The 21622-nt window shown below is 33.8% G+C and carries 15 protein-coding genes; 12 read left to right on the top strand and 3 right to left on the bottom strand.

The window, feature by feature from the left end:
* Positions 1–7: 7 nt before the first annotated feature.
* Positions 8–679: a lipoprotein signal peptidase gene (locus tag M666_RS03745; protein ID WP_029447696.1), complete on the top strand. Its 672-nt coding sequence runs from the start codon at positions 8–10 to the stop codon at positions 677–679.
* On the opposite strand, the gene M666_RS03740 is transcribed toward M666_RS03745, so the two are convergent.
* Positions 676–1236 carry a 5-formyltetrahydrofolate cyclo-ligase gene (locus M666_RS03740; RefSeq protein ID WP_029447697.1) on the bottom strand — a complete coding sequence of 187 codons (561 nt, stop codon included), beginning with the start codon at positions 1234–1236 and terminating at the stop codon, positions 676–678. The two genes, M666_RS03745 and M666_RS03740, sit on opposite strands and share 4 nt — an antisense overlap.
* A 542-nt stretch (positions 1237–1778) precedes the next feature.
* On the opposite strand from M666_RS03740, the gene uvrC reads away from it, so the two are divergent.
* The 9 genes from uvrC to M666_RS03695 all read left to right on the top strand — a co-directional run bounded on the left by uvrC (position 1779) and on the right by M666_RS03695 (position 15878).
* Positions 1779–3566: an excinuclease ABC subunit UvrC gene (gene uvrC, locus M666_RS03735; RefSeq protein ID WP_029447698.1), complete on the top strand. Its 1788-nt coding sequence runs from the start codon at positions 1779–1781 to the stop codon at positions 3564–3566.
* 16 nt (positions 3567–3582) lie between these two features.
* Positions 3583–5835 carry a patatin-like phospholipase family protein gene (locus M666_RS03730; protein WP_024482631.1) on the top strand — a complete coding sequence of 751 codons (2253 nt, stop codon included), beginning with the start codon at positions 3583–3585 and terminating at the stop codon, positions 5833–5835.
* A 196-nt stretch (positions 5836–6031) separates the two neighbouring features.
* On the top strand, positions 6032–7195 hold the full coding sequence (gene hppD / locus M666_RS03725) for a 4-hydroxyphenylpyruvate dioxygenase (protein ID WP_024482632.1): 1164 nt from the start codon (positions 6032–6034) through the stop codon (positions 7193–7195).
* A gap of 380 nt (positions 7196–7575) precedes the next feature.
* A complete protein-coding gene (locus M666_RS03720; RefSeq protein WP_029447699.1) occupies positions 7576–8355 on the top strand; it encodes a DUF3108 domain-containing protein in 780 nt (259 codons plus the stop codon).
* A gap of 148 nt (positions 8356–8503) precedes the next feature.
* Complete coding sequence (locus tag M666_RS03715; protein WP_029447700.1) at positions 8504–9472, top strand: tryptophan 2,3-dioxygenase family protein; 969 nt, start codon at positions 8504–8506, stop codon at positions 9470–9472.
* Between the two features lie 2 nt (positions 9473–9474).
* Positions 9475–10755, top strand: coding sequence for a M23 family metallopeptidase (locus tag M666_RS03710; protein ID WP_029447701.1), 1281 nt, complete (start codon positions 9475–9477; stop codon positions 10753–10755).
* Between the two features lie 2 nt (positions 10756–10757).
* The gene (gene pgi / locus M666_RS03705) at positions 10758–12395 is read left to right on the top strand and encodes a glucose-6-phosphate isomerase (protein WP_029447702.1); all 1638 of its coding nucleotides are present in this window, start codon (positions 10758–10760) and stop codon (positions 12393–12395) included.
* Positions 12396–12568: 173 nt separating this feature from the next.
* Positions 12569–15331 carry a TonB-dependent receptor gene (locus M666_RS03700; RefSeq protein WP_029447703.1) on the top strand — a complete coding sequence of 921 codons (2763 nt, stop codon included), beginning with the start codon at positions 12569–12571 and terminating at the stop codon, positions 15329–15331.
* 103 nt (positions 15332–15434) lie between these two features.
* Positions 15435–15878 carry a hypothetical protein gene (locus tag M666_RS03695; protein WP_039325124.1) on the top strand — a complete coding sequence of 148 codons (444 nt, stop codon included), beginning with the start codon at positions 15435–15437 and terminating at the stop codon, positions 15876–15878.
* A gap of 56 nt (positions 15879–15934) precedes the next feature.
* Here the strand turns inward: M666_RS03695 and M666_RS03690 are convergent, their stop codons facing one another.
* On the bottom strand, positions 15935–16993 hold the full coding sequence (locus M666_RS03690; RefSeq protein WP_029447705.1) for an endonuclease/exonuclease/phosphatase family protein: 1059 nt from the start codon (positions 16991–16993) through the stop codon (positions 15935–15937).
* 119 nt (positions 16994–17112) lie between these two features.
* Here M666_RS03690 and M666_RS03685 point away from each other — a divergent pair, with 119 nt between their 5' ends.
* A complete protein-coding gene (locus tag M666_RS03685; protein WP_029447706.1) occupies positions 17113–19842 on the top strand; it encodes a TonB-dependent receptor in 2730 nt (909 codons plus the stop codon).
* A gap of 61 nt (positions 19843–19903) precedes the next feature.
* Positions 19904–21220: a DUF5689 domain-containing protein gene (locus M666_RS03680; RefSeq protein WP_226989946.1), complete on the top strand. Its 1317-nt coding sequence runs from the start codon at positions 19904–19906 to the stop codon at positions 21218–21220.
* Here M666_RS03680 and M666_RS03675 read toward each other — a convergent pair.
* Complete coding sequence (locus tag M666_RS03675; RefSeq protein WP_024482642.1) at positions 21201–21620, bottom strand: response regulator; 420 nt, start codon at positions 21618–21620, stop codon at positions 21201–21203. The genes M666_RS03680 and M666_RS03675 overlap by 20 nt on opposite strands.
* Positions 21621–21622: the final 2 nt, after the last annotated feature.

Genomic DNA, 21622 nt, shown 5'->3' with positions numbered 1-21622 from the left:
AATAAGCATGAGTTTAAAAAAATCAATTCTACTAGTTTTAATAATTCTAGTTATAGATCAGATAAGTAAAATATACGTAAAAACACATTTCACCTATAATGAAACCTTGGAGGTTTTTAGTTGGTTTAAATTTGTGTTTATTGAAAACTCAGGTGCCGCGTGGGGTACTAAGCTAAGTGACTTTTTACCTATATCTGAAGAAACAGGGAAATTAATCTTAACTGTTTTTAGACTATTTGCCGTAGTTGGTATTGGTTATTGGTTGTATGATACAGTAAGAAAAAAATTATCCAATACGTTGGCAATTGCTGTTTCCTTGATATTTGCGGGAGCTTTGGGGAATATTATAGATTCTGTTTTTTACGGAATGATATTTTCTGAAAGCCTTTATGGGGGCGAATTGGCTACTGCCTTTTCAGGTGAACCTTATGGGAGTATTTTTCATGGTAAAGTGGTAGATATGCTTCATTTTCCATTTATAGAGAATGCGGTGTGGCCAGAATGGGTTCCTTACTTTGGTGGTAATACATTTAGTTTCTTTGAGCCGGTATTTAATATTGCAGATATGGCAATTAGTACAGGGGTGGGAATCTTACTTGTGTTCAATAAAAAAGCATTTGCTAAAACAGAGGAAGAAGAAAACATTGAAGCGACAGAACCACAAGAAGGAACTGTTTAAAATGTATACGTCTTGTTTGGTGTAACGCAATAATCTAGCTTAATGTCGGTAGCTAAGATGTCTGTGATTGTATCTGCAGCTTCAAAGAATGAAAGTCCCACTTTAAGGCAGTTCTCATTACAATCAGCTAAGAATTTATCATAATATCCTTTTCCATAACCCACTCTGTTTCCAAGCGCATCAAATGCTAATAAAGGAATGAAAACCACATCTATACTTTTTGCTGGTATTTCTATGCCATCTACAGGTTCAGGAACGTTCCATTTATTTTTTTTGATCAGTGTATTGTCTGTCAAAAGATAATGTTGCAACGTATGGCTATCTAGCATTTTTGATAAAATTACATTTTTATCTTTGCCTTGTAAAATGGATAAAATGAAGCTAGTGTCTATTTCCTTTTTTTCAGAGATAGATAAGTATAGGTGGTAATTATTTTTATTCCAGATGGGAAGTTGAAGTAGGTTGTTGGCTATAGAAATGCTTGAATCTATAAGTTCATCGGGAGAAAGTTTCTCGCGTCTTGAGGTGTACGTTAATCTAAGACCTTTTTTTATCATATAAAATCTTGGTTATAACGTAATAATTGATACTAAATTGTAATGTCTATTCTTTAGCAGAAACTGCAACGTAAATTTTAAAGAAAAGCATTAAAATCAAATATGTTCCTAAGGTTATGATGTAATTTTCCATAGCAGTATTAATTTTCTATAATCTAAATGTAAATAAAAAAACAATATAACTCTGCGAACTGCATTCAAAAATCGTTGAAATGCACTGTTTTAATAAAAAATTATGATTTTGTAGGAATTGTAGGAAGAATTACTTTTCTAAAAATAGCATTTAAAATAGTGATATTCAAATTTTTAAGAGAACTTTAAGGGGGGGTCGATGTGAAATCAAAAATTAAGGATAGGGCTATATTAGTTTACAATTTCTTAAACAGAATTATTTGATTATAAATTATAGCAATTAGTACCTTTTTTACCAACGGTTACAATCATTAGAATTTGAAGTTAAAACGACCTAAAAATTATAGCTTTTGCTAAAAACAGAGTAATTTAACGGTCTTTATCGTAGATTAAATATTTAGATTAATTTAATGCAAGAACCATCTCTAGAATTACAGCTAAGTACACTGCCTAATAATCCAGGAGTCTATCAGTTTTATGATGCTGAAGATAAAATTTTGTATGTAGGTAAGGCTAAGAATCTAAAGAAAAGGGTAAGCTCTTATTTTACTAAAAACCATGAGATTGGTAAAACGCGTGTATTAGTAAAGAAAATACGGAGTATAAAACATATCGTTGTTCCAACAGAGTCTGATGCACTTCTTTTAGAGAATAATTTAATAAAGAAATACCAGCCTAGGTATAATGTTCTTTTAAAGGACGATAAATCTTATCCTTGGATTTGTATTAAGAACGAGCGTTTTCCAAGAATTTTTCCTACCAGAAGGCATATAAAAGACGGGTCTGAATATTTTGGACCATATACGAGTATGAAAACGGTAAAAACCTTGCTTGATTTAATTAAGAGTGTATATCCGTTGCGTACCTGTAATTATGATTTGTCAAAAGAAAAAATAGAGTCTGGTAAATATAAAGTATGTCTTGAGTATCACCTTAAAAACTGCAAGGGCCCTTGTGAAGATTATCAAGATGTAGAAGAGTATCACAGGCAGATAGAAGAAATTCGTGAAATACTAAAAGGTAATTTTAAATCCTCGCTTCAGCATTTTAAAAATCAAATGAAAATTTTTGCTCAAGAAATGCGCTTTGAGGAGGCGCAAGATATCAAGGAAAAAGTGGCAGTGCTAGAGAATTATCAAGTGAAAACTACTATTGTAAATCCTAAAATTAACAATGTAGATGTTTTTTCTATCATATCAGATGAAGCTTTTGCATACGTGAATTATTTGCAACTTTCGCATGGCTCCATTATACGTTCACATACCTTAGAGATTAAAAAGAAGTTAGATGAGTCTGACGCAGAGCTTTTGGCTTTGGCTATTGTAGAAATTCGTCAAAGATTTAAATCCTTGACAAGAGAAATATATGTACCGTTCTCTGTAGAGGTAGAGCAGGATGTTAAGATTACAATTCCTAAGTTAGGCGATAAAAAAAGAATTTTAGAATTATCAGAGCGGAATGCTAAACTTCAACGACAAGAGCGTTTCAATCAAATAAAAATCATGGATCCAGATCGCCATACCAATAGGTTAATGGCGCAGATGAAGAAAGATTTAAGATTGTCTGAAGAACCAAGGCATATAGAATGTTTTGATAACTCTAACATTCAAGGAACCAGTCCTGTTGCTGCTTGTGTGGTGTTTAAGAATGGAAAGCCATCTAAGAAAGAGTATCGCCATTATAATATTAAAACTGTGGATGGTCCAGATGATTTTGCTTCGATGGAAGAAGTGGTTTTTAGGCGGTACAAAAGACTTTTAGAAGAAGAAGAGCCGCTACCTCAGTTAATAGTTATTGATGGCGGTAAAGGGCAATTGTCATCGGCATTAAAAAGTCTAGATATATTAGGTTTGCGAGGTAAGATTGCCATTGTCGGAATTGCGAAGCGTTTAGAGGAAATTTATTTCCCAGGAGATTCAATTCCCTTATATTTAGATAAGAAGTCCGAAAGCCTTAAGGTAATTCAGTTTCTTAGAAATGAAGCACACCGTTTTGGAATTACATTCCATCGAAATAAAAGAAGTGCCGGAGCAATTTCATCAGAGTTAGAAGCTATTGAAGGTATAGGTGGTAAAACAATTGAAGAGCTGCTGAAAAAATTTAAATCGGTAAAAAGGGTTAAGGAAGCTTCATTAGAACAGTTGGCTGAAACAGTTGGGATGGCTAGAGCAAAAAAAATATACGAGAGTTTTCATTAATTTGAAAAGCAACACTATGAATAGATTTTTATTTTTATCGGCTTTTCTGTTTTCCATTTTGGCAGTTGTGGCACAGAACAACACTAAAAAGGAAGATGTTAAAGTAGGACTAGTCCTTAGTGGTGGCGGTGCAAAGGGATTTGCGCATATTGGGGCGTTAAAAGTCATAGAAGAGGCCGGAGTAGAGATAGATTATATTGGAGGCACAAGTATGGGGGCTATTGTAGGTGCGCTTTATGCTTCCGGCTATTCGGCAAATGAATTAGATTCTATTTTTAGAAATACAGATTTTACTAAATTAATACAGGATAACCTGCCACGAAGCTCAAAAACCTTTTATGAGAAAGATGATTCTGAGCGCTATGCGTTAACCTTGCCGTTTAATCACTTTAAAATATCTTTCCCCTCTGCAATTTCTAGTGGTCAAAGTATTTATAATGAATTGGTAAGGTTGCTGTATCACGTAAATAATGTAGATGACTTTAGTAAATTACCCATTCCGTTTTTCTGCATTGCAACCGATGTGGAAACGGGGAATGAAATAATTTTAGATAAAGGATATCTTCCGGAAACCATTATGGCGAGCGGAACCTTTCCGTCTCTTTTTGAACCTACTGAAATTGATGGAAGGGTACTAATTGATGGTGGTGTTGTTAATAATTATCCGGTAGATGGGGTGCTTAAAATGGGTGCCGATGTAATTATCGGTGTAGACGTACAACACGGATTGTCTAGTAGAGAAAATTTAGGATCAGCAACAGAAGTGTTACTGCAAATAAACAACTACAGAACTGTAAAAGACATGGTGGAAAAGGTTAAGAAAACAGATATCTATATAAAGCCCAACATAGAGAAATATTCGGTCATAGATTTTGCTTTCTTATCTGAAATTGTAAATAGTGGAGAACTTGCTGCAAGAGAAAATTATATAGCTTTAAAAGAATTGGCAAGCAAACAGAATAGAAAAAGAGTTAAGAGGGTTCCTGTAGTTTGTAAAGATACTTTGCAGTTAAATAACCTTATAATCAATGGGAGCGATAACTACTCTAGAGGATTTGTAAAGGGTAAATTAAGGTTTCCATTAGATAACCATGTAGCTTTTGAAAAATTACAACAAGGAATAGGAAACTTATCAGCAACGGGCAACTTTAAAACGATCCGGTATCGGTTGAAGCCCGATGATAAGAAAACCGATTTAGTATTAGATTTACGCGAGAGTAAAACCAAGACCTTCATAAAAATAGGGGTGCATTATGATGATTTGTTGAATAGTGCCGCCATTTTAAATCTGACCAAAAAAAATATTTTGTTTGATGATGATGTGGTTTCGTTTGATTTTATTTTAGGGGATAATGTAAGGTATAATTTAGAATACTATATAGATAAAGGGTCTTATTGGAGTTTTGGTATAAATTCTAGATTCGTGGGGTTTGGGCAAAATATAGACTACCAAAATTTTGAATCTAATTTTGATGTTCCGGCAGATCCCAACATTAAAAATATCAATATGGATGTGTCAGATATTACCAACCAAGCTTACTTGCAGACGGTGGTTAAAGAAGAGTTCGCATTTACATTGGGCGTAGAGCATAAATTTTTAAAGTATAGTACAGAAACCATTGGGGAGTTATCAGATGATGAAAATGCTGTGGTAGACGATAGGTTTTATTTTGAAAAAAGTAATTTTTTCAGTGCCTATGGTAAGTTAACCTTAGATACATATGATAGTAAGTACTTTCCGAGTAAAGGATTATATTTTGATGGCGATTTCCATTTCTATTTAGGGTCATCAGATTTCACTAATAATTTCAGAGAGTTTTCTATAGCGCAATCTAAAATGGGTGTTGCTTTTCCTATTTTTAAAAACCTATCTCTGAACATTGAAACAGAGGGCGGTTTTAAATTAGGAACATCTGCTGTTACCTCTTTTGATTTTGTTTTGGGTGGTTTTGGAGCGGCTAGAATAAATAATTTTATTCCTTTTTATGGTTATGATTTTCTAAGCTTACCTGGAAATAGTTTTGTAAAAGGAATGATGAGATTAGATTATGAATTTGCGCCAAAAAATCATTTGCTCTTTGCGGCAAATTATGCCAATGTAGATGATGATCTTTTTAGAACAGGAGAATGGTTTAAGGAGCCAGCATTTTCAGGTTATGGAGTAGGTTATGGTTGGGAGTCATTTGTTGGTCCTGTGCAGGTGAATTATTCTTGGTCCCCAGAAAAATCTCAGTCCAATTTATTTTTCAGTGTAGGGTATTGGTTTTAAAATGGGGGTAAATGGTTTGTTATTAATTTACTACAAAAGTTAGCCTTAAATTACGATATTTGTAAAATGCTACAATACAGAGTTGATATTACGGCGCATCTTCGAGCCATGTGGTAAAGCCATTTTTAATTCTTTCTTATTAGAAAGATAAAATTGTGTACACATACTTTTTATAAATCATTTTAAGATAAATATCATGGCAGCAGAAATAAAAAACCTAAAAGATTTAAAGAATACGGAATACTCGTTAAAAAAACTATTTAAAGAAGCAGAAGATTTTCTTCCGCTACTAGGTACAGATTACGTGGAGCTTTATGTAGGGAATGCAAAGCAATCTGCGCATTACTATAAGACAGCCTTTGGGTTTCAGTCAGAAGCATATGCGGGTTTAGAGACCGGAGTTAAAGATCGTGTTTCCTATGTGTTAAGGCAAGATAAGATCCGCTTGGTTTTAACAACCCCATTGGAAAAAGACGGTGAAATTAATAGGCATATAAATGAGCATGGTGATGGCGTTAAAATCGTTGCGCTATGGGTTGAAGATGCCACTAAGGCATTTGAAGAAACTACCAAGCGTGGGGCAAAACCTTATCTAGAGCCAACAAGAGAGGAAGATGAAAACGGACATGTGGTAAGATCGGGAGTGTATACCTACGGAGAGACCGTTCATATATTTGTAGAGCGTAAGAATTACACGGGGCTTTTCTTGCCAGGATTTAGAAAATGGGAATCTCATTACAATCCAGCACCAACAGGAATCAAATTTATTGATCATATTGTAGGTAACGTAGGTTGGAATGAAATGAACACGTGGTGTAAATTTTATGGTGAAGTAATGGGCTTTGCTCAGATTATTTCATTTGCAGATGATGATATTGCTACGGAGTATACGGCGCTTATGAGTAAGGTAATGAGCAATGGCAATGGTCGTGTGAAGTTCCCAATAAACGAGCCTGCGAAAGGGAAAAAGAAATCGCAAATAGAAGAATATTTAGATTTTAATAACGGACCAGGAGTTCAGCATATGGCTCTGGCTACAGATGATATTGTAGCCACAGTATCGGCAATGAGAGATCGTGGAGTGGAGTTTTTATATGTTCCTGACGAGTATTATGATGATTTGTTAGAGCGTGTAGGAGATATTGATGAAGATGTAGAAGTGCTCAAAGAACATGGCATTCTAATAGATAGAGATGAGGAAGGATACCTGTTACAATTGTTTACAAAAACTATTGTAGATAGACCTACCTTATTTTTTGAAATTATTCAACGAAAAGGTGCGCAATCTTTTGGAGTAGGAAATTTTAAAGCGCTTTTTGAGGCGATAGAAAGAGAGCAAGAAGCTAGAGGAACGCTCTAATTTTGATCGATTTTCTTAATGAATTATTAATTTTTATCAGACTTCTATAAATTACTGTTAAGACTATAGTTAAAGTCCGTTAAAACTAATTTTAGAATAAAAGGTTTGTTTTAACTTTGTCATCAAATAAGGGGTGGTTCCCTTATTGACTTTAAGTATTGGTTTTTCATAATTTAAAGTTTGGTTGGTTATTTAGGGAAAGCCCAGTGGAAACACTGGGCTTTTTTTATTCTTTTTTTTCAATTACAATAGTTTGGAATAAATTTTGTTTATCTAAGTGTAAAGTTAATCCTGTGGAATTTGTTTTTTACTATTTTTACAGTGTTTGCTATAAATTAACCTCTTATCGCAATTATATTCTTTAAGGCAATAGATAAAGTATGAAAAAAATTTTATTACTCATATTCGTTATAGCAATTAGTGCTGTTCATGCGCAGGAGAAAAGCGAACCCTTCAAGTCTGGAGAATGGCTAAAGTTTCGTATTCATTATGGTATTTTTAATGCGAGTAGTGCCACACTTCATCTTACAAATGATTATGTAAACGGGAAAAGCGTTTACAAGGTTCGTGGAGAAGGTAAAACAACCGGAGCAGCGAGAGTTTTTTATAAAGTAGATGATGTTTATGAAAGTTACTTTGATAAAGAAGATGGTAGGCCTTATAAATTTGTTCGTAAAATAGATGAAGGTGGGTATACTAAAGATATTGAAATCAATTTTGATTACAATAAGAAAAAAGCTGAGCTAAACGATAAGAAGAACGAAAAAAAAGAAAACTTTACGATAACAAATAAGGTTCAGGATTTAATTTCAGCTTTTTATTATATCAGAAAAAATTACGACTTCAATGACCTTACGGAAGGTGAGTTTATTAAACTTGATATGTTATATGATGATGATGGAGTATATCAGTTTAAATTAAAATATGTGGGTATAGATACCTTAAAAACAAAATACGGAAAAGTAGCTTGTTTAAAGTTTAGACCTTATGTGCAATCTGGTCGTGTTTTTAAAGAAGAAGAGAGTTTGTCTTTATGGGTTTCCAATGATGATAATAAAATTCCAATTCGGATCAAAGCAGATATTGCTGTTGGTTCTATCAAGGCAGATTTAGACGGGTATAATGGTTTAAATAACCAGTTTAAAATAATAATGGATTAAATTTTCTGGGCTATTTTGTTAAATAAAGTAGTATTAGGCTAGCGGAATAAAACTTGACTTCAATAAAGAATTCTATTTTAATTCTTTATTCTATTTTTGTCAAAACATTGTTTTTTCAAAGTATTCAGTTAATCTAAATTTATTCCCATTGAAAAGTAAAGAAGATATCGATCTGCAAATTTCGAAGCTTGAAGAAAAGTATAAGAATTCTGGTCAAGATTTAAGTTCCTATTTAGATGGTCTTCTTTATCAGCGCTACTTAACTTATTGGGATTATATTCATTTAGATACGCTTCTAAGTCTTCAAATACCAAGAACGCACTTTCCTGATGAAGAAATTTTCATCATGTATCATCAAATTACAGAATTGTATTTTAAGCTTATACTTCATGAGCAAAAACAATTAGTGGATGATAAAACACAAGAAGTAGATTTTTTTATTGAAAAAGCAAATAGAATAAATAGTTACTATAGGGTGCTTATTTCGTCCTTCAGTATTATGATAAATGGAATGGAGCGAGAGCAATTTCTGCAATATAGAATGGCTTTATTACCAGCAAGTGGTTTTCAATCTGCACAATACAGGATGATTGAAATTTATGCTACTTCTATGGAGAATTTGGTGCATCATACAGAGAGAGCTAATTTCTCTTCAGTAAATGAAATAGAAGAACTTTACGAACATATTTATTGGAAAAAAGGAGCTACGGATAAAGCTACTGGTGAAAAAACCTTAACCTTGAAGCAATTTGAATATAGGTACACGCCTAGATTAATTCGTATTGCTAATCAAGTAAAAGATAGTAGTATTTATGCTAAGTACCTTCAGCTCCCGGAAAAAGATAAACAGAATGAATCTTTGATAAAGGCGTTGAAAGAACTAGATATAAATGCTAATGTTAATTGGCCATTAATGCATATGGGTTCTGCATACCGTTACCTTGCTAAGGATAAAAAACCAATTGATGCTACGGGAGGAACAAATTGGAAAGAGTATTTGCCTCCAAGTTTCCAGAAAGTTGTGTTTTTTCCGGAGTTATATTCTAAAGATGAGTTAAATGATTGGGGAAAACAATGGGTAGACCATATCTTTAACCCTGAAAAAAGCACACATTGAGAATGCAGAAGATTTGTTTGATTATATTGGCTTGCCTTTTTTTGAGCTCATGCGGGGATGAAAAAAAAGAAAAAGATTCAGTAGAGAAAGTAGAAGTAATAGAAAAGCCTATTGTTGAGGCTTACGGTTTTAATTTAGAAGATTTTGTTGTTTTAAAAGATACGGTCCGTAATGGAGATAGTTTTGGTGACCTTATGATTAAAAACAAGGTAGACTATCAGAAAATATTTAAAATATCTACGGAATTCAAAGACACTTTTGATGTGCGTAAAATTAAAATTGGAAAGCCATATGCAATTTTAAAATCTAAGGATACCTCAGAAATAGCTCAATATTTTATTTATGAAGATGACCGAATTAACTATACGGTGGTTGATTTAAGAGATTCTGTTATTGCTTACCATGGTAAGAAGAATGTAAAATATGTAGAAAGGGTAGCATCTGGTGTTATTAATTCTAATTTGTCTACCGCTATAAACGAACAAGGCATCGATTATATGGTTACAAATAATTTATCTGAAATATATGCTTGGTCTATTGATTTTTTCAGACTGCAAAAAGGAGATAAATTTAAAGTGCTGTATAAGGAGAAATATATTAATGATAGCATTTATGCTGGAGCAGAGCCTATAGAAGCTGCTTTTTTTGAGCACAATGGGGAGTCTTTTTATGCATTTTCGTATGAAACAGATTCTGTGAATAACATATCAGAATATTATAATGAACAGGCTAAAAATTTACGAAGAGCTTTTTTAAAAGCACCAGTGGAGTTTAGTAGGATTTCTTCTCGCTATAATTTAAATAGAAGAATAGCCTACTATGGTTATAAAGTTAGGCCACACAAAGGTACGGATTATGCTGCTCCAATTGGGACGCCTATTCTAGCTACGGCCAACGGTACAGTTATAGAGTCAACGAGAAGAGGTGGTAATGGTAAGTATGTTAAAATAGAACACAATAGCACCTATAGCACCCAATACCTGCACATGAAAAATCAAAATGTTAAGAAAGGTCAATATGTCAAACAAGGAGATGTAATTGGTTGGATTGGGATGACAGGTAATACCGGAGGACCTCATGTATGCTATCGTTTTTGGAAAAATGGAAAACAAGTTGATCCGTTAAGAGAAAAATTACCAGTAGCAGAGCCAATTGTTGATTCATTAAGAGGACGGTATTTAGAATTTATAAGTCCAATTAAGGCAAAATTGGATAGCGTACCTTATATAGAAGTAAAAATACAAGAAGAAGTAAAAGAAGATCAACCGTTAACACTTAAATAAAAATGGCACTACAAAATATAAACCCAACAAGTACAGAAGCATGGAAACAATTAACAGCTCATTTCAATGCTAATAAGAATCAAGAGATAAAAGAATATTTTAAATCAGATGCAACCCGTGCTGATAAGTTTACTATTGAGTGGAATGATTTTTTAGTTGATTTTTCAAAAAATAGACTTTCTAAAGAAACTTTAGATCTACTTCTTAATTTAGCGGAAGAGTTGAAATTAAAAGATGCTATAGGTAAATATTTTGAAGGTGATATTATAAATGAGACAGAAGGTAGAGCGGTGCTTCACACGGCTTTAAGAGCTAAGAAAACAGATTCAGTTCTTGTTGATGGAGAAAATGTGGTGCCAGAGGTTTATGAGGTAAAAGCAAAAATAAAGGCATTTACGGCGTCGATTATATCAGGAGATAAAAAAGGATTTACCGGTAAGAAGTTTACAGACGTTGTTAATATAGGTATTGGTGGTTCAGATTTAGGACCTGCAATGGTTGTAGAGGCATTGAAATTTTATGGCAACCATTTAAAAATGCATTTCGTAAGCAATGTAGATGGTGATCATGTGTATGAAACGTTGCGTCATTTAGATCCTGAAACTACGTTGTTTGTGGTGGTTTCAAAAACTTTTACAACACAAGAAACATTAAGTAATGCAACGACCATTAAAAAGTGGTTTTTAAAGCATGCAACACAAGCTGATGTTGCGAAACATTTTGCTGCGGTTTCTACTAATACGGAGAAGATTTCAGAATTTGGAATAGCTTCTGAAAATGTATTCCCAATGTGGGACTGGGTTGGTGGTCGTTTTTCATTGTGGAGCGCGGTAGGGTTATCAATTGCCTTGGCGGTAGGTTTTGAGAATTTCGATGCTTTATTGGAAGGCGCTAATGAGATGGATGATCATTTTAAAGAAGAAGACTTTGATCAAAACATTCCAGTGATATTAGCATTAATAAGTGTTTGGTATAATAACTTTTATGGTGCTGAAACGGAAGCTATCATTCCTTACACGCAATACCTAAGTCGCTTTTCTGCATATCTACAACAAGGAATAATGGAGAGTAATGGTAAAAGTGTAGACAGAGCAGGGAATCCTGTAACCTATCAGACGGGTACAATTATTTGGGGAGAACCAGGTACAAATTCTCAGCATGCATTCTTTCAATTAATACACCAGGGGACAAAAGTAATCCCGACAGATTTTATTGGATATAGAAATTCACTTCACGGTGATACGGATCATCATAATAAGCTAATGGCCAACTTTTTTGCGCAAACAGAAGCTTTGATGAATGGTAAGGGAGCTACTGAGGTAAAGAAAGAGTTGGTAGAAAAAGGAATGGATGAAAAATCACTAGAGAAATTACTCCCTTTCAAAGTTTTTCAAGGTAATAATCCAACTAATACGCTGTTGATAGATAAACTAACTCCTAAGAGTCTTGGAGCATTAATTGCAATGTACGAGCATAAAATATTCGTTCAAGGTGTTATTTGGAACATATTTAGTTATGATCAATGGGGTGTAGAACTTGGAAAACAATTAGCAACCACAATTCTTAAGGATATTGAGAATTCCGAAATTACTAATCATGATTCCTCAACATTAAATCTTTTGCAGAATTTTAAGAAATAATTAGACTTTTTCTCTTTTTCTTAATAAAAGTTGATAAGTTCTTGTTTTACAGGTGTTAGACACGTGTTTTTATGTTAATTTTAGCAAAACTAATTTAACGTTTTGTTAATATACAAGTGCAATTAAAGTTTCACTTTTGCAGCAAAACTAAAACTAAAATAACACTTAGAAAAATGAGAAAATTTTATTTCACAATTGTCGCATTATTGTTTTCGGCAGTTGCTTTTTCACAGGGTACTATTACAGGAACTGTTGTAGATAGCGACGGTCCTTTGCCGGGAGCAAACGTAATGGTGCAAGGAACATCAAATGGTGTTGCAACGGATTTTGATGGTAATTTTAAAATTGATGTTGCTGCAAATCAAGGAACTTTAGTAGTATCTTACATAGGATACATCTCTAAAAAAGTAAGTTTTACTAAAACGGGTGCTATTGGTAGTATTACTTTGGCTGCGGACGCAGAACAATTAGGAGAAATTGTTGTAGTAGGGTCTGGAGTAATTGATTTAGCAAGAGAGCGTGAAACTCCAGTAGCAGTAAGTAATATATCTGCTAAAGAAATTCAACTTAAAGTTGGTAACATGGAGTTTCCTGAAATTTTAAATTCTACACCTTCTGTATATGCAACCAAACAAGGTGGTGGTTATGGCGATTCTAGAATAAATTTACGTGGTTTCGATCAAACTAATACTGCGGTTATTATTAATGGTCAACCAGTTAACGATATGGAGAACGGTGCTGTATATTGGAGTAACTGGGCAGGTTTGTCTGATATTGCTTCAGGTGTTCAGGTGCAAAGAGGTTTAGGGGCTTCAAAGTTAGCTGTTCCTTCTGTAGGTGGAACTATGACAATTGTAACTAAGAGTACAGATAAAGAAGAAGGTGGTTTTGTTGGCGTTTCTTCTGGTAATGATTCTTACGTTAAAACTACTGTTGGTTATAATACTGGAGTAAATGATAATGGTTGGGCTTCTAGCGTATTGTTAGGAAGATGGTCTGGAGATGGTTATGTAGATGGAACAGAAGGTGAAGGTTATACCTACCTTTTTTCTTTAGGATATAAACCATCAGAGACTCATGCATTTAATTTTACATTTACAGGTGCTGGCCAATGGCATAATCAAAGAACTTCAGATATTTCTTTAAGAGATCATTTTAACTATGGTGGAGATGATTTCAGAAAATTTAATTCTGATTGGGGATACTTAGATGGTGAAGAATATTCTTTTAGGAGAAATTTCTATAACAAACCAATCTCTACTTTGAATTGGGATTGGAATATTAATGAGAAATTATCTTTATCTACTTCAGTTTATGGTTCTTGGGGCCGTGGTGGTGGTACTGGTGCTAGAGGTAGTAATTTCGGTATTAACCCATTTAGAGAAGATTTGACAGAAGCAATAGCTGATGGGGATCTACCTTATAGAACATCTGCAGGAATAATTGATTTTGATGCTGTAGTTGCTAATAATCAATCAGGAACAGGATTTGCGGTTGAGGGACCTTATCAAAATGCAGTATTGGGTTCTAATGGATATAGTGAGGATGGTGTAAATAGAAATGTAGCAATTAGACGTTCTTCAATGAATTCTCATAACTGGTACGGAGCTATTTCTAACCTTAAATATGAAATAGGAGATTTCTGGACTATTGGTGGAGGTATTGACTTAAGAATGTATAAAGGTTTCCATTATAGAGTTTTAAATGACTTATTAGGATTGGATGGATATTATAGTACAGGTAATGAAAACCTAAATACAGGTCTAATTTTGACAGAAACAATTGAAGCTTCTCCGTTTCATGATACGGGTCTAACTGGCGATAAAATTGATTACTATAATGTAGGTGAAGTAAATTGGTCTGGTTTTAACGGTATAGTTGAGTACAACAATAATGAAACATTATCAGCTGTATTGCAATTAGGTATTTCAAGTCAGAGTTATAGAAGAATAGATTATTTTGATCAATCCAATAATGTTACTAGTGATAAGGACAGTAAAACTGGTGGATACGTTAAAGGTGGTGCAAACTATAATATTGATGCAAAAAATAACGTATTTTTCAATACAGGTATAATTAAAAGACAACCTAAGTTTGACGCTATTTTTCCTAATTTTTCTAACATTGTTAATGATGATGCTGAGAACGAAACAATCACATCTTTTGAATTAGGTTATGGATTTAAATCTAGTGTCTTTAGTGCAAATTTGAACCTATATACTACTAAATGGAGTGATCGATTTATCTCTCAATCTATTAGAGGTGTTAATGGTTTAGAAGACGGTACAGCAACTTTTAAAGGGCTTACGCAAGTACATTCAGGAGTGGAATTAGATTTTACTGTTAGACCAGTGTCTAATTTTAGTTTAAAAGGAATGTTATCAGTTGGTAATTGGGAATATAAAGATAATGTTACTTCTAGTATTTTTGATAATGATAATAACTTGTTAGACTCAGCAACCTTATTTGTTGATGGCACTAAGGTTGGTGATGCAGCACAGTTTACTGCTGGATTAACTGCTGATTATGAAGTTTTTGAAAATTTCGGAATTGATTTAGCTTGGAGACATGCTGGTAATTTATATTCAGATTTCTCTTTTCAATTAGATACTAGAAACTGGGCTAATGATGCGCAATTTTTATCTCCAGATAATAGAGGAGCTTTAGAGTTGCCAAGTTTTGATTTATTTGATTTAGGTGTAGATTACAAATTCAATGTATCAACAACTTCTGATATTATTTTAAGATTTAATATGAATAACGTGTTAGATACGGAATATATATCAGAAGGAAGTTCTAGTATTTACACGGATGACGAATTACCTGCTGTAAATCCTGACACAACTGTGTCTACTTATAAAGGGATTGATACTAGAAATTTAGTATGGTTCGGTTTCGGTAGAACTTGGAACGTTAGCTTACGTTACAATTTCTAATCTGAAAAAAATAACAATTTTAAAACCCTGCTTATTCAATTAAGCAGGGTTTTTTTATGCTTAATTTTCACTATTTTTGAGGCAACAAATTAAAATTTAAAATATGATCTACGAAATAATTTATAAGTTACATTCTTTCTTTGCTTATATCGTTTTAGCTGTATTGATATTGGCCGTAATAAATGCAATTACGGGCTTAACAAAAAATAGAATGTTTACTTTGGAGAAAGACTTTAGAATAAGCCTTTTTGCGCTAATATTATCGCACATACAATTATTAATTGGTATCATTCTGTATTTTGTTTCTCCTAAAGGATTTTATGCCATCAGTGAACTAGGAATGGGCGGACTCACATCTGCTTCAAGACTGTTGGCGGTAGAACATCCTTTTATAAACATTATAGCCTTGGTTTTTATTACCATAGGATGGTCAAAACATAAAAAAATAATGGAAGCGAACCGTAAGTTTAAAACAATAGCAATCTTTTACGGAATCGGATTGGTGTTGATCTTGACTCGCTTACCATGGGGACAATGGTTTGCTTAAATCATTAAACTAACATAATTTATAAAAAAGCTTTGAGGGAAATCTCGAAGCTTTTTTTATTCATCGCCACTAGACATGGAGGGTACGGCTTTAATTAAATAGAGGTATACAGGGAAATGATCACTATATCCGCCCACATAATTACCGCCAGCATAGGTGCGTAAAGGGTACCCTTTATATTTTCCTGTTGGATCTAATAAATAGGAAGGAGTAAAGACTCCTGCTTTCCAATAAGTATAGTTTTCTTTATTTTCTGAAATTAAATTACTGGTAAAAAAAAGTTGGTCAAAAAGGTTCCATTTGTCTCGGTATGCTAAAGAGCCTATTCCTTTTTGGTGTAGCTTTTCCATGGGGTTGAATAAATCATTTTCTTCTAAGTTTCTTTCATCCCCTTTAGTCTTTAGAATCTTTTTTAAGCTATCACTGGTTGGATCGTCATTTAAATCGCCCATGCTTATAATTTTAGCGCTTGCATCCGTCTTTTTAATAGAGTCTATGATTCGTTTGTTCAATTTGGCGGCTTCTATACGGTTTGGTTTACTTCTGGCTTCACCGCCGCTTCTAGAGGGCCAGTGATTAACTATAAAATAAACTTGTTCGTTATCTAGTAGTCCTCCAACAATTAATTGATCTCTTGTGTAGTCTCTGTATCCTTCATTGTTTTGAAGTAATAAGCGTTGGCTCTTAAAAGAAGTAGGTATAAATGCATTTTTCTTGTAGAGTAAAGCTACATCTATTCCGCGTTCATCTGGGGAATCAAAATGAACAATCCCATAATTTTTTTCTCTTAAGTTTTTATGATAGATTAAATCTGCTACAACTTCTTGATTTTCAACTTCGCAAATGCCTATAATATCTGGAGAAGTTTTTGATACAGTTTGCCCTATTTCAGACATTACCTTAGAAAGATTATTTAATTTTTGCAGGTATCGATCTTCGGTCCATTGGTCTTTACCATTTGGAGTTCTGTCATCATCATAAGTAAGGCTATCATTTTTAAGGTCGAATAAATTCTCTAAATTATAAAAGGCGATTGTGCGTATTTTATAGCTCTTTTTCTGAGCATGTAGGTTTAAGTGTATAACGAGGAGGAGGAGAAAAAGCCGTGTATTCATTGTGCGATATTTTGGTTAGATGAGCTATTAGCTTATCGAAAATAATCTGATTTGTTTTGTAATATTAATAATAATATTCCTATATTACTCCATAAATCATTGAAATAGTAGCTGTTAACATGTTTAAAATCCTTTTGTTTATTGTTTTTTCTATATCAGTTAGCGTAAGTTTTTCTCAAACTAATAGGGTAGTAAAAGGAAGGGTTGTAGATAAGCAACAGAAGGATCAACTTGCAGGTGTTCGTATTATAGTCGAAAAAACTAAGCTGTTAACCACTACAGATAAAGATGGTATTTTCTCCATTTTAGTGCCTGATTCGGGTGATTATATTCTAAGCTTTCAATATTCGGATTATATTTTAAAAAGGGTGCCAGTTACTTTAGGAGATCGTATTCTAGATTTAGGTACGGTATATCTCGAAAAAGATATTACGGTAGAATTAACCGATAATTTAATTACGCTGACCGATTCAGAGCTACATGATGATGAACAAAGTGCTAGTTCTGTTGGACTCCTACAAGCTACAAAGGATATTTTCTTGCAACGGGCTGCTTTTGATTTTGGTCAGGCATTTTTTCGTGTTCGTGGTTATGATTCTCAGTATGGGAAAGTTTTGATGAATGGTGTTTCTATGAATAAGTTTTATGATGGGAGACCGCAATGGAATAACTGGGGTGGATTAAACGATGTAACTAGAAATCAAGAGTTTAGTAATGGGCTATCTGCATCTGCTTATAGTTTTGGAGGAGCATTAGGAGTAACTAATATTTCTACAAGACCATCAGCCTTCCGTCCAGGAATTAGAATATCGTCTTCGACTTCTAATAGAACTTATGCGGCAAGAGTCATGGCTACATACACTTCCAGTATTTCAGAGAAGGGCTTTAGTTATAGTGTATCGGGATCGAGAAGATTGGCTAAAGAAGGTTATGTTGCGGGGACATTATATGACGCATATTCGGCTTTTGGAGCTATCGAATATCAAGTAAATCCAACGAATAGTCTGCTATTTACAGGAATGTTGGCCTCTAATAGGAGAGGTAGGTCTTCTGCAGTTACCGAAGAGGTATTTAATCTGGTGGGTAACCAGTACAATCCTTATTGGGGAACCCAAAATGGAGAAATTAGAAACTCTAGGGAACGTACAATTGCCGAGCCAATCTTAATGTTTAACCATATTTTAGAAACCTCAAATTTAAAATTAAATACGGGGGTTAGTTATCAGTCCGGAATTAACTCAAGATCTAGGCTCGGGTATTATAATGCGCCAAATCCTGATCCCACGTACTATAGATATTTGCCTAGTTACTATATCAATAGCACTATAGGGGCTAACTTTTTAAGTGCTAATACAGCCAAGGAAGGATTTCTTTTGAACCCACAACTTAATTGGAATCAGATTTATAAAGCTAATAATGCCATTAAAGCTGCCTATGTACTTTATGATGATGTTGTGAAAGACTCGCAAATAGCGGCAAATAGCATCGCTAATATTACATTAGGTACTCAATTTAAAATTGATCTTGGAATAGGATACAAATCATTATCGTCTACCAATTATGCAGAAATTTCTGATTTATTTGGGTCAGAATATCATGAGGATATTGATGTTTTTTCAAACACTTTGAACGATAGTGACGGAGCTTTGCAAAAGTATGAGGACGATATTTTTAATTATCATTATGATATAGACGTCGAGCAACTAGGAACTTTTGCTCAGATAAACTATGAGCATAATGGTTGGGAAGGTTTTTTAGCAGGACAATGGGAAACTTTGAACTATAGTAGAAACGGGCGTTTTAAAAATCAACGTTATGAAACTACTTCACTTGGAAGAAGTAATGATGTTAGCTTCTCAAATTTCAGTTTTAAAGGCGGATTTTCATATAAAATTAATGGAAGAAATTGGATTGAGTCCAACGCTATGTTACAACAAAAACCTCCAGTATTACAAAATGTTTTTATTAATCCAAGAGAGAACAATTTGGTGGTACCTGACTTAAATTCTGAGAAAATTACGAGTGTAGACGGATCTTATTTTTTTAGATTCCCTAAATTAATAGGTCGTGTTACTGGTTTTCACACCAGGTTTCAAGGAGCTACGGACGTAAATTTTTTCTTTGTAGATGCAGGTGTTGGTTCAGATTTTGTTCAAGAGGTTTTAACAGGCGTAGATAAGTTACATATGGGTACAGAATTGGGTGTAGAGTATCAGGTTTCATCCGCAATACAAGTAACGGCAGTTGCAGCTATTGGTAAATATGTATTTGCTAATCATCCAAATATTACTATAAATTTTGATACCGCCAATGCAGAAGATGAGCTTATAAATTTAGAGGGGAGCAAAGACTTAGGGAAGGCAAATATTAAGGATTATAAATTAGGGCAAGGTCCTCAGAAAGCATTTGCTATTGGAATTAATTATCGAGACCCTAAATATTGGTGGGTAGGAGCTACAGCAAATTATTTAGCGAATAACTATGCTAATATTTCAACCATTACTAGAACTAATAGTTTCTATATAAACCCAGAAACAGGAAGTAATTTTCCCGATGCCACCAATGAAAATGTTTCTCAATTATTGGCTCAACAGTCATTAGATAATTTTTATTTACTCAATTTAGTTGGTGGTAAATCCTGGTTGAAAAGCGGGAAATATATTAGTGTTTTTGCAAGTATAAATAATGTATTTGACACCACATTCAGATCGGGCGGGTACGAGCAAAGCCGAAATGGAAATTTTGGACAGCTTAAACAAGATGCTTTGAGCGGATCACCTTCTTTTGCTCCTAAATATTGGTATGGCTACGGAAGAACCTATTTTTTGAATTTTGCAATAAGTTTTTAATCATATTATGGTATATAGATCATTTTTATTTAGGGTGTTAATGGTAATAAGCGTACTTCTAATGCTCCCATGTTCCTGCGTAAAAAATAGCGATTTTGATCAATTGAAAGTTTCTTGTGAGAAAGAACTTGTGGCAAATACTACATTTACACAGATTTTTAATTTGTATGATGAGGAAACAATCCAGATACAAGAGGATTTGATTATAGAAGGCTATGTAATATCATCTGATGAAGCAGGGAATTTTTTTGGAGTTCTCCACTTTCAAGATGATTATCAGCATCCTACAGAAGGCTTGCAGATTGAATTAGATATTCGCGACAGTCATTTATTTTATCCTATTGGAAGCAAAATTTTAATAAAATTAAAAGGATTGTATCTAGGTAAGAGCAAAGGTGTCTATAAGATTGGAGGTGTATTTAGTTCTTTTGGGAATGTTTCTGTAGGTAGATTACCAGCCCCAATTGTAAATCAGCATATATTTATTTCTTGTGAACAAGCCAAGGAGCTTGCTCCTACTTCAATCTCGCTTCAAGATAGTTTGCTGCGATTTAAAAATACGTTGGTGCAGATTGAACAAATAGAATTTTCTAGTGCAGAGTTAATGGAAACGTATGCTGTTAAGGAGCAAGAGACCGATAGGACTCTAATAGACTGTTTGGATAAAGAGATTGTTCTAAGAAATAGCGGATATTCAGATTTTCAGAATATAAACTTACCAAAAGGAAGTGGGTCAATTACGGGAGTACTCCTTCAAGAGAATGATGATTATTTTTTAGTGGTAAGAGATACCAATGATTTGAAATTTGATAAAGAACGCTGCGAAGATTTTGTTGATGAATTTACATCAAACAGCATTTTTATTAGTGAAATTGCAGATCCAGAAAACAATGCAGATGCTCGGTTTATTGAGTTGTATAATTCGGGAGCTTCATTAAATTTAAAAAATTGGCGCTTGCTTAGGTATACCAATGCAAATACAACGGTTGGTGCTACAATTAACTTATCAGGGATTGTTTTGGAGGCAAACACTACACTAGTTATTTCCCCTAATGAAAAAGAATTTAATACCGTATATGGTTTTACTCCAGATATGGAAGTCGCTACGGGTAGTGCGGCAGATTCTAACGGAGATGACATTATAATATTGGTAGATCCATTTGATACAGTAATTGATATTTTCGGGGTTATAGGAACAGACGGTTCCGGTACCAATCATGAATTTGAAGATGGTAGAGCATTACGTAAACCGGAAATTAATAAGGGGAATACTGCTTATTCATTTGATGAATGGCTTATTTATAATGACACTGGAGCTTCAGGAACAATTAATATGCCTCAACAAGCACCAGTTAATTTTACGCCTGGGATTCGTTAACGAGACAAACTTTAATTTTGTTTAAATCTGCCGGGGTAATAGGCTTAACTATATAATCATGAACAACAGGATAGTTTTTAATCATGTCTATCTCTAAGGGGTTAATAGAAGAGCTCATTACAATAATTTTAATCTGCTCTTTATTCTCTATGGGTGCCGCTTGAAAACTATCAAGAAATTCCCAACCACTCATCACAGGCATGCTAAGGTCTAAAAAGATTACGGTAGGTAATAACTCATTTTGTTGATCACATTCTATTAAAGCTTCAATAGCTTGTTTTCCATGCTCAAATTCTGCGATAGACTCCGTAAATTTTTCTTCTTTCATCAATTTTTTAGATATGAAAACGAAAATAGGGTCGTCATCTACAAAGTAGATTTTTTTTATAAAAGGATTCATAG

The sequence above is a fragment of the Cellulophaga baltica 18 genome, assembly GCF_000468615.2.
GTDB lineage: Bacteria > Bacteroidota > Bacteroidia > Flavobacteriales > Flavobacteriaceae > Cellulophaga > Cellulophaga baltica.
This window is presented reverse-complemented; position numbering and strand designations above follow the sequence as displayed.